The organism is Streptomyces ossamyceticus, from assembly GCF_001418475.1.
Taxonomy (GTDB): Bacteria; Actinomycetota; Actinomycetes; order Streptomycetales; family Streptomycetaceae; genus Streptomyces; species Streptomyces ossamyceticus.
Genome location: NZ_LIQX01000388.1, coordinates 1 through 14260, shown reverse-complemented (window position 1 = coordinate 14260; position 14260 = coordinate 1). Strand labels below are relative to the sequence as shown.

Genomic DNA, 14260 nt, shown 5'->3' with positions numbered 1-14260 from the left:
GCGCGTACGCCGAAGCCCCTTCGGGCCCACCCTGAAGCCGTCGTGGGTCTGCCGCGAAGCCGTCGTGGGTCCCTCGCGAAGCCGTCGTGGGTCCGTCGCGAAGCTCCCTCGGGTCCGTCGCGAAGCCGTCACGGGTCGGCCGCCAAGCCCTCACGGGTCGCCGCGAAGCCCCCGCGCACCCGCCCCGAAGCCCGCGTGAGCGTCCCCCAACGACAGCCGGCGCCCCCTCGGCCCAGGTGCCCGCAGCGGCCCTTGAGAGCCCCCGTGTCGGGCCTCAGGGGCTCCGCGATGGTGTCGCGAACACCCCCGTGGCGCTTGTCCACAGCGAGGGCCCCGAGCGGCCGGAGACGGGGTGGGGAAGTGGGGGGTCGTGGTGTCAACACCGCAGGACCTGGGCCTTTTTCGTGGGTGTGACGAGCGTCCGCTGAGGGCCCCGGCGCGACACCGGCGGGAGGTCGCGTTATTCAACCGTGACGACTTCCCTGACGCAGCCCTCTTGACCCGCAGGAATTGTTAGCGCTCACAATGACCTCCGCATTCACCAGTCGGTTCCCGACGGCACCCGAGGAGGTACGAGCGTCGTGCCAACAGTGCTCCAACCCGCTTTCCCCGCCGGTGCCATGGGAACGTCCGGAACCCCGGCGTGAGACCGACGACGCGGAGCGCCCCGCCCGCAGCAGAGGTCTTATCCGCCGACGACCGCCGAGGAGGTGCGGCCGTGACACACTCACCGCTCCGGCCGCCCACCATGGCGGACGTCGCCCGCCTCGCGGGGGTGTCCCACCAGACCGTCTCCCGGGTCCTGGGGGACCACCCCAACGTGCGGGACGAGACCCGCGCCAGGGTGCAGCGCGCGATCGAGGAGATGGGCTACCGTCGCAACTCCTCCGCGCGGGCCCTGGCCACCCGGCGCACCCGGACCCTGGGTGTGGTGGCCTCCAACACCACGCTCTACGGACCGGCCAGCACCCTGTTCGCGCTGGAGGAGGCGGCCCGGGCCGAGGGGTACCTGGTCTCGACGGTCAGTTTGCGCAAGCTGACCGTGGAGACGCTCTCCGAGGCCCTGGACCACCTCAGCGACGGCGGGGTGGAGGGTGTGATCGCCATCGCCCCCCAGCGGTCGGCGGTCGAGGCCCTCGCCGAACTCCGCCGCCCCTTCCCGGTGGTGGCCGTGGGCACGGGATCCGCCTCCACGGTCCCGAGCGCCAACGTCGACCAGTACCTCGGTGCCCGGCTCGCCACCGGTCACCTGCTGGCCGCCGGCCACCGCACGGTCTGGCACCTCGCCGGACCCGAGGACTGGCAGGAGGCCGCCGACCGGGTCTCCGGCTGGCGGGCGACACTCGAAGAGGCAGGCGTGGAACCGCCGTTGCCTCTGAGGGGTGACTGGAGCCCGCTCTCGGGTTACCGTGCGGGCCAGGAACTCGCCGGCTGGGTGGGCCGCGGTCTGACCGCCGTCTTCGTGGCCAACGACCAGATGGCACTGGGCGTGTTGCGGGCCCTGCGCGAAGCAGGGGTACGCACCCCCCAGGACGTCGCGGTCGTCGGCTACGACGACATCCCCGAGTCGGAGTTCTTCGCACCACCGCTCACCACGGTCCGACAGGACTTCTCCGCGGTGGGCCAACGGAGCATCGCCCTGCTCCTGGACCTGATCGAGGGTCGGACCCCCTCGGGCCCGACCCGGATCGCCATCGAACCCCAACTAGTCGTCCGGGCCAGTACCTACCCGTACGCCTCACCGCCGGGCCCCGCTCCCGGCTGACCCGGCGCCCCCCCACCTCGAACTCACCATCCCTCAGCATCCCTCAGTACGGCCGACATTTCGAACGATGATCGACAGGCTGGACGTCATGCGGCCGGTCCACCCAGTACCAGCAGGTCCACCCGGGCCGGCTCTTCAAAGGAGAAGACACATGCTCAACAGAAGGAACTTCCTCACCGCGGCGGTCGGCGTAGCGGCAGCGACGGGTCTGACGGCCTGCGCCAAGGACGACGGCGGCTCCGGCGGTTCCTCCTCCGGTGGCGGCGGCGACAAGAAGATCACCCTCGGCTTCTCCCAGGTCGGCTCCGAGAGCGGCTGGCGCAGCGCCAACACCGACTCGATCAAGTCGGCGGCCAAGGAGGCGGGTTACAACCTGAAGTTCTCCGACGCCCAGCAGAAGCAGGAGAACCAGATCTCCGCGATCCGCAGCTACATCGCGCAGAAGGTCGACGTCATCGCCTTCTCGCCGGTGGTCGTCACCGGTTGGGACGCGGTGCTCAAGGAGGCCAAGGCCGCGAAGATCCCGGTGATCCTCACCGACCGCTCCGTGGAGACCAAGGACGAGTCCCTCTTCGTGACCCTGGTCGGCTCCGACTTCACCGACGAGGGTCGTCGCGCCGCCAAGATCCTGGAGAAGGTCCTGGAGAAGGCCGGCCACAAGGGCAAGGTGAAGATCGCCCAGCTGGAGGGCACCACCGGTGCCGCCCCCGCCATCGAGCGCGCCAAGGGCTTCAAGGAGGTCATGGACGCCGAGCACAAGGACGACTGGAAGATCGTCGTCAGCCAGACCGGTGACTTCACCCGCGCCGGCGGCAAGCAGGTCATGGCGGCCTTCCTGCAGTCCAACCCGGACATCGACGTGCTGTTCGCGCACAACGACGACATGGGCATCGGTGCCATCCAGGCCATCGAGGCGGCCGGCAAGAAGCCCGGCAAGGACATCCTGATCGTCACGGTCGACGGCGTGAAGGACGGCTTCGTGGCCATGTCCGAGGGCAAGATCAACGCCATCGTCGAGTGCAACCCGCTGCTCGGCCCCCAGCTGATGGAGGTCGTGCAGACGGTCAAGGACGGCGGCACGGTCGACCGCTGGATCAAGACCAAGGAGAGCGACTTCATGCAGGACCAGGCCAAGGACGCCCTCCCCACCCGCAAGTACTGACCCGCACCTTCCGGCAGGGAGCCTCCGGCCGACCGACCCCTCGGTCCCCGGGGCTCCCTGCGGGCCTGAACGAAATCCAATGAGGAGCGCTGCCATGGCAGAGCCACGGCCCGTCCTGGAGATGACGGGCATAGTCAAGGAGTTTCCGGGGGTACGGGCTCTGTCGGGCGTCGACTTCCGGCTCTTCCCCGGCGAGATCCACGCCCTGATGGGCGAGAACGGCGCCGGCAAGTCCACCATGATCAAGGTGCTCACCGGCGTCTACTCCCTGGACGGCGGCACGATCACCCTCGACGGGAAGTCCGTACGGTTCGCCAGCCCCCTCCAGGCGCAGCAGGCCGGGATCAACACGGTCTACCAGGAGGTCAACCTCTGCCCCAACCTGTCGGTGGCGGAGAACATCTTCATCGGCCGTGAGCCCACCCGCTTCGGCCGCATCCAGTGGAAGCGGATGCGCAAGGAGGCAGCGGAACTCGTCGACCGGCTCGGCCTCGACATCGACGTGACCGCGCCGCTGTCCGCGTACCCGCTGGCGGTGCAGCAACTGGTCGCGATCGTACGGTCGGTGAGCACCGGCGACGGCGACGGCGAGGGCCAGGGCACCAAGGTGCTCGTCCTCGACGAGCCGACGTCCAGCCTCGACCGGGACGAGGTCCTCGAACTCTTCCGCCTCATGCGGCGGTTGAAGGACGACGGCGTGGCGATCCTCTTCGTCTCCCACTTCCTCGACCAGATCTACGAGATCTGCGACCGTATGACCGTCCTGCGCAACGGCACCCTCGTCGGTGAGCACATGGTGAGCGACCTCGACCAGGTCGGACTCATCCAGCTCATGATCGGCAAGGAGCTGGACAAGCTGGAGGAGCTCCACGAGCACCAGCTGCGCGCGGACGTCGGCGAGACCCTGCTGCACGCCGAGGGACTCGGCCGCACCGGTGGTATCGCCCCCTTCGACCTGGAGATCAAGAAGGGCGAGGTCGTGGGCCTCGCCGGACTGCTCGGCTCGGGCCGCACCGAACTCGCCCGGCTGCTGTTCGGCGCCGACCAGCCCGACAGCGGCAAGGTCACCGTGGACGACAAGCAGGTCCCGATGAACGCCCCCAACGACGCCATCGGCGCCGGGGTCGCGTTCTGCTCGGAGAACCGCAAGGCCGAGGGCCTCGTACCGGACCTGACGGTGCGGGAGAACATCATCCTCGCCCTCCAGGCGGCCCGGGGCTGGACCCGGCCCATCCCGGCCGCGCAGCGCGACGAACTCGTGGCCAAGTACATCAAGGCCCTCGACATCCGCCCCGCCAACCCCGAGGCCCGCGTCGGCCAGCTCAGCGGCGGCAACCAGCAGAAGGTGCTGCTCGCCCGCTGGCTGATCACCCAGCCCAAGCTGCTGATCCTCGACGAGCCCACGCGCGGCATCGACATCGGCGCCAAGGCGGAGATCCAGAAGCTCGTGGTGTCCCTCTCCGAGGACGGCATGTCCGTGCTCTACATCGCGGCCGAGCTGGAGGAGGTCCTCCGCCTCAGCCACACCATCGGCGTGCTGCGCGACCGCAAGCTGGTGGCGCGCCTGACCAACGGGCCGGAGATCACCCCCAGCAGGATCCTGGAGACCATCGCGAGCGGAGAACACCAGTGAGCACCCCATCCGCAGCCACGACGTCCCGCTGGCGGGCGCTGACGCACCACCACCTGTTCTGGCCGGTCGCGGTCCTGGTAGCCCTGCTGCTCGTCAACGTGCCCTTCACCCCCGACTTCTTCTCGATCAAGATGACGGACGGCCACCTCTACGGGAGCCTCGTCTCGATCGTGCTGTTCGGCTCGCCGCTGATCCTGGTGGCGGTCGGTATGACCCTGGTCATCGCCACCGGCGGCATCGACCTCTCCGTGGGCGCGGTCGTCGCCATCACCGGCGCCCTGACCTGCTCGTACATCAGTGACCAGGCCGACCAGAACGCGCTGTCCGGGGTGTTCCTGGCCATGGGTGTCGGCCTCGTCGCGGCGGTGGTCTGCGGTCTGTGGAACGGCTTCCTGGTCGCCCGGATGGGCATCCAGCCCATCATCGCCACGCTGATCATCATGGTCGCCGGTCGCGGTGTCGCCCAGCTGATCACCGACGGCCAGATCATCACCATCAACAGCGAGCCGTACAAGCTGATCGGCGGCGGCTACTGGCTGACCCTGCCGTTCTCCATCTTCGTGGTGGCGGTGGTCGTCGCCGTCACGGTCGCGTTGACCCGCCGCACCGCTCTCGGCCTGCTCGTCGAGTCCGTCGGCGGCAACGCCGAGGCCAGCCGCCTGGTCGGCATCCGCTCCCGCCGCATCAAGATCATGGTGTATGTCTTCTGCGCCCTGTGCGCGGGTATCGCCGGCCTGATGATCAGCTCCAACACCTCGGCCGCGGACGGCAACAACGCGGGCCTGTGGATCGAGCTGGACGCCATCCTCGCCGTCGTCATCGGCGGTACGTCGCTGCTGGGCGGCCGGTTCTCCATCGGTGGCACGGTGATCGGCGCCCTGGTCATCCAGACCCTCACGACCACGATCTACACCATCGGCGTCCCGACCCAGACGAACCTGGTCTTCAAGGCCGCCGTCGTCATCGTCGTCTGCCTGCTCCAGTCCCCGAAGTTCCGCGCGAAGGTCTTCGGCGCCAAGTTCGGGCCCAAGTCCGGTGCGACGAGCGGCGGCAGCGCCGCCGCCGAGCCGGCGAAGACCGTCACGACCGCCGAGGCCGCCCCCAAGATGGAGGTGTCGTGATGAGCGCGACCACCCAGACCCCGACGGCCCCGGACAGCCGTACGACGCCGCCGTCCAAGCTCACCACGCTGCTGGGCGACCGGAGGCTGCCGGTCCTGGTGACCGCCACGCTCTTCCTCGCGATGTACATCGCGGGTCTGAGCCGCTACCAGAACTACGGCTTCGGTGAACCGCAGGTCTTCCTCAACCTGTTCATCGACAACGGCTATCTGCTGGTGGCCGCCGTCGGCGCGACGTTCGTCATCCTGTCCGGCGGCATCGACCTCTCCATCGGCTCCGTCATCGGCTTCACGACGATGTTCACGGCCTGGCTGGTGGAGCGCCAGGGGGTGTCGCTGCCGCTCGCCGTCCTCCTCGCCCTGGGCGTCGGAGCGTTCGGCGGCTTCCTGATGGGCTACGTGATCCACAACTTCGAGATCCAGCCGTTCATCGTGACCCTCGCCGGGCTGTTCCTCTTCCGCGGGCTGTGCCTGGTCATCAGCAAGGAGTCGATCTCGATCAGCGACTCCTCGGTGAGCAGCCTGGCCCAGACACGGGTGTCGCTCGGCCTCGGGGAGCTGTCGATCGGCGCGATCGCGGCCCTCGTGGTCATCGGCGTCGCGTTCTACGTGCTGCACTACACCCGCTTCGGACGCCGTGTGTACGCCATCGGCGGCAACGAGCAGTCGGCCATGCTGATGGGTCTCCCGCAGGGCCGCACCAAGATCGCCGTGTACACGGTGAGCGGCTTCTGCTCGGCCCTGGCCGGCCTGCTGTTCATGCTGTACATCCAGTCCGGTGACCCGCTGCACGCCGTCGGTATGGAACTCGACGCGATCGCCGCGACCGTCATCGGCGGCACCCTGCTGACCGGCGGCTCCGGCTATGTCATCGGCACGCTGTTCGGCGTCCTCGTCCTGGGCCTCATCAAGAGCATCATCCAGTTCGAGGGCACCCTCAGCTCCTGGTGGACGAAGATCGCCACGGGTGTCCTCCTGTGCGCGTTCATCCTGATCCAGCGCGCGATGACGGCCCGCAAGCAGACCTGACCGCCGACGAGAGCCGTCCTCGCCAACGGCAGCGGCCCGGCGCACGAACCCCGTGCGCCGGGCCGCTGCCGTTGGCGCGCTATGCCTCCAGCATGCGCCGCAGCAGGTCCCGCAAGGACTCTCGTTCTTGCGTCGACAGGCCCGCCAGTGGCTCCCGGGCGAAGTTCAGGGACTCGCGCAGGCCGCGGGCGACCTGGCGGCCCTCCTCCGTCGCGGCGGCCAGCTTCACCCGGCGGTCCTTGGGGTCGGGGCGGCGCTCGACCATGCCCCGGGCCTCCAGCCGGTCCACTATGCCGGTCACGTTCGACGGCTCGCAGCGCAACTTCTGGGCCAGCTGACGCATGGGGAGCGGTTCGAGGGAAAGGAGCCCGAGAAGGCGGGCCTGCGCTCCGGTGAGGGCGTGCTCGGCCGCGGCGTCCTCGTACTCCGCGTGGTAGCGGGCCACGACGGTGCCGATGAGTTCGACGACCTCGACGGTCAGGGGGTCGGCGCGGGGGGTCGTCCTCTGTGTGGCCATGCTCTCCAGGCTACCTCTTTACTTGACAGCATGAAATATTCAGGAGCATGGTTGTTTCAGGTACTGAAGTAACCGGACGGTATGTACGGACGACCCCGATGATCCGTACACCGCACGCACCCGCAGGAAGGCCCCCCATGTCCGACACCTCCGCCCTCCCCGCCACCAGCCGTGAATGGCACCTGCTCAGCCGCCCCGTCGGCTGGCCGAAGTCCGAGGACTTCGCCCTGGTCGAGGCGGAGATCCGGCAGCCCGCCGCCGGTGAGGTCCTGGTCAGGAACAAGTTCCTCTCCGTGGACCCGTACATGCGCGGCCGCATGAGCGCCGCCAAGTCGTACGTCGCCCCCTTCGAGCTGGGCAAGGCCATGCAGGGCGGCGCCGTGGGCGAGGTCGTCGCCTCCGCCGCGGACGGCATCGCCGTCGGCGACCACGTGCTGCACTTCGGCGGCTGGCGCGAGTACGCCACCTTCGACGCCAAGCAGGCCGTCAAGGTCGACCCCGACGCCGCGCCCCTGTCCACCTACCTCGGTGTCCTCGGCATGACCGGCCTCACCGCCTACGCCGGTCTGCTGCGCACCGCCTCCTTCAAGGAGGGCGACTCCGTCTTCGTCTCCGGCGCCGCCGGTGCCGTCGGCAGCCAGGTCGGCCAGATCGCCAAGCTCAAGGGCGCCTCCCGCGTCATCGGCTCGGCCGGCTCCGACGACAAGGTCAAGCTGCTCGTCGAGGAGTACGGCTTCGACGCGGCCTTCAACTACAAGAACGGCTCCGTCGCCGAGCAGCTGCGCGAGGCGGCGCCCGACGGCGTCGACGTCTACTTCGACAACGTGGGCGGCGACCACCTGGAGGCCGCCATCGGGCAGCTCAACCGCGACGGCCGGATCGCCGTCTGCGGCATGATCTCCGTCTACAACAACACCGAGCCCGCCCCCGGCCCGAAGAACCTCGCCCGTCTCATCCAGACCCGCGGCCGCATCCAGGGCTTCCTCGTCGGCGACCACTACGACCTCCAGTCGCAGTTCGTCCAGGAGGTCGGCCCCTGGGTCGCCTCGGGCGCCCTCAAGTACCGCGAGACCGTCGTCGAGGGCATCGAGAACAACCTGGAGGCGTTCCTCGGCGTCCTGCGCGGCGACAACACGGGCAAGATGATCGTCAAGCTCTGAGCCTGCCGTTCGTCCGACGAGGTCGAAACGTCCCTCGAAGTGGGCCGCTCACCCGGGCACGCGCGGGACGTGCGGACGGCCTCGGCCTGATCATCCGCGTCGACCAAGGACGCACCTGACCGGGCCGAGGTCGTGCCGCCGCGCGGACGCACCGACGCTCCGCTCCGCCCGGACGAGCCGGTCAGGACACGGGCCGGTCTCGTCCTGGCGCCGGACCACCGGTCAGCCGCCGAGCGTGTGGCCGAACGCGGCGTCCTTCTCGGGGGCACCGAGCTTCACGGGGCTGAGCGTGCCGGCGCCCGTCGTGGTCAGGCCGCTCGCGGAGCCGTAGAGGTTCCACAGGGCGCCCGAGTCGGCGAAGGCACCGTCCTCGCCGGGGGCTGTCGCGGTCAGGTCCGCCCTGCCGTCCCTGTTCAGGTCGGAGAGGCTCACCTGGCGGCCGAAGTCGTCGCCCGACTCGGAGACGCCCGGTACGCCCGCGGTGGACTGGTTGAAAGCGATCGCGCCCTTGCCGGTCATGCCACCGGCGGCCTTGGACGCGCCCTTGAGCAGGATCACCGCGCCGGTACCGGTGGCGGCGTCGAGGCTCTCGCCGGGGACGCCGACCGCGACCTCCGCCCTGCCGTCGCCGTTCACGTCACCGGCGCTGAGGGACGCGCCGAAGGCGTCGTTCTCCTCGCTCGCCCCGGGAACCCCCGCGGTGGCCTGGGTGATGACCTTCTTGCGCGTGTCGCCCGGCCCGGTGGAGCCGCCGTACTGGATGGTGATGCTGCCCGGGGCGGAGTCGATGACCTCGGTGACGGACCCGATGTCGCGGGTGATCAGGTCGCCGTAACCGTCGCCGTCGACATCGCCGACGGTACCGCTGTACGCCGTGCCGAGGGCCTTGGAGGTGTGGCCGACGCCGGTCCTCGACCCCCTCCAGAAGCGGGCCTCGTGCTGCATCTCCTCGAAGCCGTGCGTGGTGACGATGTCGTCGACACCATCGCCCGTGAGGTCACCGGTGATGAAGGAGCGCAGACCGGAGGGACCGTCGTCCGTGGTGATGCTGTCCTGGGTGCGCGTCCTGCCGTCGCGGGTGAACGGGCCGTAGTGGATCGTCATCCCGGAGACGTCCGGGTCGTCGCTCGGGTCGGAGTTCACGACGAGGTCGCGCTTGCCGTCGCCGTTGAAGTCACCGAGGGCGAACTCGGAGTACTGGTACGGCAGAACGGTGTTCTGGCCGGTGAGGCCGTCCTTGGAGCCCCAGAGCACGGTCGGCTCACCGCCGTCGCCGCCGCTCGCCACGAGCAGGTCGGTGTACGAGTCGCCGTCGAGATCACCGGGGAGCGTCTGGACGCCGAAGGCGAAGGTGCCCGCGAGGTCGCCGGGGACGCCGGGAGTGGCCCGGCTGATCATCTGGTGGCGCGCGGTTCCGGGCCCTGAGGCGGTGCCGTACACGACCGAGACGTAACCGGCCTTCTCCACACCGCCGACGGTGCCGAAGGGCGCCGCGACCGCGAGGTCGGCGTGCCCGTCGTGGTCGAAGTCGGTCATCGGCGTGCGCGGCGGCACGGGCGCGGCCGACGCCGTGCTGGAGGTGGCGAAGAGCGCGAAGGGGGTCGCGAGCGCGGCGACGGCGATCGCGGCGGTGAGAGTGCGGCGGGGCACTGTGCCTCCTGTGCGGAACGTGTGTGACGCAACCGGAGACGGACCACTGCGAGTGAAGGTTGTACACCGCAGGAACTCCGTCGCGAGATGCGGACGTTCCTTCGAGCACGGCGGCCGTTCACCTCGCGACCGCATCGAGGGCCACCCAGGGGGCGACCCACGTGATCCCGCCACCGGGAGTGGGCTCCCCCGTGACCCGCTCCGGTCGCGTTCGGTGGCTCGGTTTTCGGCCGCTCGGTCGTGGCCGCCCGGTCGCGGCCGCTCGGGTCAGACCTTCAGGGCCGCCGCGTGGGCCGCCCGCACCAGACCCACGTTCTCCGGCGCCGCCCCGCCCGGGTAGGCCATGCGGCGGCGGGTGTAGCCGTAGGCGAGGCCGCTGCGGGGGTCGGCGAAGGCCTGGGAGCCACCGGCGCCGCTGTGCCCGAAGGCCCCGGCGCCGAGGAACGGGTAGGCGTTCTCGGCGGTCGCCTGGAAGCCGAGCCCGAACGCCTTGTGGGCGCGGGCCACCAGGTCCTGGCCGACGGAGTGGATCTGGCCGAACTCGGCGACCGTGTCCGGCTTCAGCAGCGGCGGACGGCCGTTCAGCCCGTCGACGGCCGCCGCGTACATCCCGGCGAGACCGCGGGCCGACGCCGTGCCGCCCGCCGACGACTGGCCCTTCTCCCGCACGAGACGGGAGTTGGGGAAGGAGGTCAGGTCGTCGGCGCCCGGGATGTGCGTGTTGAAGGCGATCGCCGCCAGCGTGTGCGGGCCCTGCTCCATCGCGTCCAGCTCCGCCTGCTGGGCGGGCGTCGGCAGCATCGGCTGGACGGAGCGGAAGCGCGGCTCGTCACCGGCCGGCAGCCCCAGATGGAAGTCCAGCTCGTACGGGGCGCGGATCCGCTCCTCGTACACCTCCTGGAGCGAACGCCCCGTGGCGCGGCGCACGACCTCTCCCGTCAGCGCGCCGATGACGAGCGCGTGGTAGCCGAAGGCCGCGCCGGGACGCCAGAACGGGCGCTGCCCGGCGAGGCGTTCGGCGATGACCCGGTCGTCGGCCAGCTCCTCGGCCGTGAACCCGGCGTCCGGGCCGAGGAGGCCCGCCCGGTGCGCCAGCAGCTCCCGCAGCGTCACCGCTCCCTTGCCCTCGGCCGCGAACTCCGGCCAGTAGTGCGCGACTTCACGGTCCAGGTCGAGGACGCCGTCCTGGACGAGGAGCGCGACCACGAGATGGGCGGCCCCCTTGGTGGAGGAGAACACGCCGTGCAGCGCGTCCGCGGACGCCTCCCCGTCGGGGCCGACCCACAGGTCCACGACCCGCCGCCCCCGCACATGGGCACACAACTGGCCCTCGTAGTCGGGGCGTTCGCCCGCCACGAACGCGGTGAAGCGCTCCCGCACCTCCTCGAATCCGGCAGCCACCGTGCCATGGACGGTGACCGTCCGGTTCGCCTCGGTCATACGTGCTCTCCTTGCTCGGCCGCCGACCGCCGACGACGGTCGAGTGATCTCGGGGGTGCCCTCAGGACACCGTCAGCAACGCCCGTCCCACCTGCGGGAATTCCCCCTTCGGGTGGGCGCGGAACAGCGGCTCGGTCCCGAAGAGGACCGCGTGCGGGCCGCGGACCACGGACGCCTGCCCCGCCGCCGCTGCCGGGCCCCCGGTCCCGTCGTCCTGGGGCCGCCAGTGCCCGGACACCAGCGGGTCACCCGTGCCGTACGACTGCTCGACGGTGACCCCTTCGCCGAGGCCGGTGAACCAGACGGGCGCGTAGACGAAGCCGTGGTCGGGGGCGCCGCCCGTGACCGGTCCGCCCGCGTTCACCACGCGCACCACGCCGTTGGCGTCCCCGTTGCCCTCGACCGCCGTAGCCTTCAGCAGTCCGGTGGCACTGCTCAGCGCGGCACCGGCCGCGCCCCCGCCGACGAGGCCGTGGTCGGTGAGGAAGCCGGTCAGCGCCGTCCGCGCGGCCTCGTTCAGCCCGGCGTACGACAGACCGGACGACACGAACAGCACGTCGGCCCGCGACCAGTCGAAGCCCGCGTTGAGGACCGCGGTCGACACCGGGACCACGTCGAAGCCCATCTCCCGCAGCGCGAACAGCTCGCCCGCCGAGACCGCCGCCGCGACCCGGACGGGCCGCAGCACGGTGCCGCCGCTCGCCCTCGTCGAGGCGAACACCACGTCGTGCGAGCGGGCGAGCGCCGCCGCCTTCCGGCGGGCCGAGGGCGGCACGAGGGCGCTGCCGTCGGCCGCCTGCCGTACCCGGACGCCGTCCCTCAGCAGGGAGTTGAGGGCGGCGATCTCCTGCGGGGAGTCGAGACGCAGCCGGAGCGTCCCGCGCGGCGCCACCCGGCCGACGGGGGCCGCGGACCGCACCGGGCGCACGGGCAGCGCCGACACCCGGCCGCTCTCCGCCGCCACGACGGTCGCGCCCCACAGCCGGCCGAGGCTCCAGCCGGAGATGTCGTACATCACCGACACCTTGTCGCTGATGTCCCGCCCGTCCGCCAGCAGCGCGTTGGCCAGCCCACGCTTGGCCTGGCGCATGTCCACGACGTACGACCCCTTCGGGTACGCCCGCCCGCCGAGCCGGAAGCCGGCCGTCGCGCGGGTGACGCGTATGTCGTTGGCGATCAGATGGTCGACGAGGCGCGCGGCGGCCGTCGTGGAACGCTGGGTACGGCCCGCCGGAACGACGTACGCGCGGGGGAACTCGGCCGTGTACACGTCCTCCGGGCCGATGCCGGGCACACCGGGCACGGTCTCCTCGGACACCGGCACCTGGGCGGCGCCCGCGGCACCGCGGCGGAACACCTCGATCTGGTCGGCGAGGAGCGAGGACCGCTTCTCCCGCACGAAGCCGAGGGTGGCCTCCATGGCCGCGCCCGCCACGTCCACGTTGATCGCGGACCGGCGGCGCAGCTCGGCCACCGGCAGCGACTCGTACGCCGCGTTGTTGACCTGGAGCGGGATCTCCACGGTGTGGGCGGCGACCGTCCCGTGGAAGGCCGCGTACTGCGGGGTGAACACCGGCGGCCAGTCGTCCCAGCCCTCCTCCGAGTCGCGGAAGGGGATCTGGGCGGGGTCCACGCCGTCCTTGTCGTGGGTGTAGCCGAGGCCGTTGACGGCGGCCTCCATGCGCAGGGCGTTGGCGTAGGTGTTCTTCAGGAAGAGGTCGTACTCGTAGTTCTCGCCGTGCGGGGGAGTGGTCGGCTCGATGAGGGTGCCGTTGACGTACCCGTGCAGGTCGAGCATGACGGCCGGCTGCTTGCCGATCTGGATCCGCCGCATCGCGCGCACCTCGGGCTGCGAGGCGGTCACGAAGTCGCGGTTCATGTCGAAGCCGCTCGCGTTGGTCCGGGTGCCGGCGATCCGGCCGTCCGGGTTCGCCGTGATGTTGAAGTACAGCCGGCTGTGGGCCAGCAGGTCCTTCGTCCGTGGGTCCTTCGCCTTCGCGAGACGCTCGACGAGCCGCAGGGCCGCGTCGGTGCCCTCCCACTCGTTGCCGTGGATGTTGTTGTTGAAGAAGACGGGCGTCTTGTACGTCTTCTTGAGGGTCCGGTCCTTGGCCGCGAGTCGGGGCGCGTTCTCGATGCGCTCGCGCATCCGGGCCTGGGCGCGGGCCTGCCGTGCGGTCTCCGGGGCGGTCACGGTGACCAGGTAGAGGCGGTGGCCGCCGGCCGAGCGCCCGGCGATCTCGACGCTCACCCGGTCGCCGAGCGCCTGGAGGGCATTCAGCTTCGGGGCGATGGCGTGGTACGGGGTGAGGCCCAGCTTGATGGACTTGTCGGCGGGGTTCTCCGGGTCCGGGGCGAGGACCTGCTCGCGGGGGTAGCCGCGGACGGTGCGCCCGGCGTCGTCCGCCAGATCGGCCTCGGGTGCGGTGAGGGCCCGGTGGGCCGCGCTCGCGGGGGCGTCGGACGCGCCCCGGGGGAGCGGGTCGCCCTCGCGGACCGTCGGCCGGGGATCGGCGCCCGCGGGATACGGGGCGACGAGCAGCGCCGCTGCGGTGACGGCGACGACGGCGGCACTGAACAGCGTGGATCTCGGACCGGGTCGGGACGGACGCACACTACCTCCTGGAGTGGGGGATCCTTGACGGCCGGTGAGCGGGTGTCGACCACAGGTGGTCTACATGTTCGACTCCCGCGCAACAAGAGGGCCCCGGCGTCACGGAGGTCTCGAACAGGGCGGCGGCGTAGGCGTGTTGGGGGTGCGGGGGCCGGCTCTTATACACATCT

10 protein-coding genes are annotated in these 14260 nt (G+C 70.7%); 6 read left to right on the top strand and 4 right to left on the bottom strand.

Annotated features, from left to right (window positions below):
• Window positions 1–718: 718 nt before the first annotated feature.
• From AOK15_RS26745 to yjfF, 5 genes are all read left to right on the top strand, one after another.
• Window positions 719–1765, top strand: a complete 1047-nt coding sequence (locus AOK15_RS26745; RefSeq protein WP_055520918.1) for a LacI family DNA-binding transcriptional regulator — start codon at window positions 719–721, stop codon at window positions 1763–1765.
• A 151-nt stretch (window positions 1766–1916) separates the two neighbouring features.
• Window positions 1917–2927 carry an ABC transporter substrate-binding protein gene (locus tag AOK15_RS26740; protein ID WP_055520917.1) on the top strand — a complete coding sequence of 337 codons (1011 nt, stop codon included), beginning with the start codon at window positions 1917–1919 and terminating at the stop codon, window positions 2925–2927.
• Window positions 2928–3021: 94 nt separating this feature from the next.
• A complete protein-coding gene (locus AOK15_RS26735) occupies window positions 3022–4560 on the top strand; it encodes a sugar ABC transporter ATP-binding protein (protein ID WP_055520916.1) in 1539 nt (512 codons plus the stop codon).
• Window positions 4557–5681 carry an ABC transporter permease gene (locus AOK15_RS26730; protein WP_055520915.1) on the top strand — a complete coding sequence of 375 codons (1125 nt, stop codon included), beginning with the start codon at window positions 4557–4559 and terminating at the stop codon, window positions 5679–5681. Before AOK15_RS26735 ends, AOK15_RS26730 begins: the two co-directional genes overlap by 4 nt.
• Complete coding sequence (gene yjfF / locus AOK15_RS26725; protein ID WP_055520914.1) at window positions 5681–6709, top strand: galactofuranose ABC transporter, permease protein YjfF; 1029 nt, start codon at window positions 5681–5683, stop codon at window positions 6707–6709. The genes AOK15_RS26730 and yjfF overlap by 1 nt, the downstream gene beginning before the upstream one ends.
• Window positions 6710–6788: 79 nt before the next feature.
• On the opposite strand, the gene AOK15_RS26720 is transcribed toward yjfF, so the two are convergent.
• Window positions 6789–7226, bottom strand: a complete 438-nt coding sequence (locus AOK15_RS26720; protein WP_055520913.1) for a MarR family winged helix-turn-helix transcriptional regulator — start codon at window positions 7224–7226, stop codon at window positions 6789–6791.
• A gap of 137 nt (window positions 7227–7363) precedes the next feature.
• Between AOK15_RS26720 and AOK15_RS26715 the strand changes: the two genes are divergently transcribed.
• Window positions 7364–8386: an NADP-dependent oxidoreductase gene (locus AOK15_RS26715; RefSeq protein ID WP_055520912.1), complete on the top strand. Its 1023-nt coding sequence runs from the start codon at window positions 7364–7366 to the stop codon at window positions 8384–8386.
• A gap of 222 nt (window positions 8387–8608) precedes the next feature.
• Here AOK15_RS26715 and AOK15_RS26710 read toward each other — a convergent pair whose 3' ends face one another.
• The 3 genes from AOK15_RS26710 to AOK15_RS26700 all read right to left on the bottom strand — a co-directional run bounded on the left by AOK15_RS26710 (window position 8609) and on the right by AOK15_RS26700 (window position 14090).
• Window positions 8609–10036, bottom strand: a complete 1428-nt coding sequence (locus tag AOK15_RS26710) for an FG-GAP-like repeat-containing protein (protein WP_055520911.1) — start codon at window positions 10034–10036, stop codon at window positions 8609–8611.
• 267 nt (window positions 10037–10303) lie between these two features.
• The gene (locus tag AOK15_RS26705; protein ID WP_055520910.1) at window positions 10304–11476 is read right to left on the bottom strand and encodes a serine hydrolase domain-containing protein; all 1173 of its coding nucleotides are present in this window, start codon (window positions 11474–11476) and stop codon (window positions 10304–10306) included.
• Between the two features lie 61 nt (window positions 11477–11537).
• Window positions 11538–14090, bottom strand: coding sequence for a M14 family zinc carboxypeptidase (locus AOK15_RS26700; protein WP_055520909.1), 2553 nt, complete (start codon window positions 14088–14090; stop codon window positions 11538–11540).
• Between the last annotated feature and the right edge of the window lie 170 nt (window positions 14091–14260).

Bases quoted from the DNA above. Each gene is read 5' to 3' on its own strand.
- AOK15_RS26705 (WP_055520910.1), bottom strand. From the start codon at position 11,476: ATGACCGAGGCGAACCGGACGGTCACCGTCCATGGCACGGTGGCTGCC.
- AOK15_RS26740 (WP_055520917.1), top strand. From the start codon at position 1,917: ATGCTCAACAGAAGGAACTTCCTCACCGCGGCGGTCGGCGTAGCGGCA.
- AOK15_RS26720 (WP_055520913.1), bottom strand. From the start codon at position 7,226: ATGGCCACACAGAGGACGACCCCCCGCGCCGACCCCCTGACCGTCGAG.
- yjfF (WP_055520914.1), top strand. From the start codon at position 5,681: ATGAGCGCGACCACCCAGACCCCGACGGCCCCGGACAGCCGTACGACG.
- AOK15_RS26715 (WP_055520912.1), top strand. From the start codon at position 7,364: ATGTCCGACACCTCCGCCCTCCCCGCCACCAGCCGTGAATGGCACCTG.
- AOK15_RS26735 (WP_055520916.1), top strand. From the start codon at position 3,022: ATGGCAGAGCCACGGCCCGTCCTGGAGATGACGGGCATAGTCAAGGAG.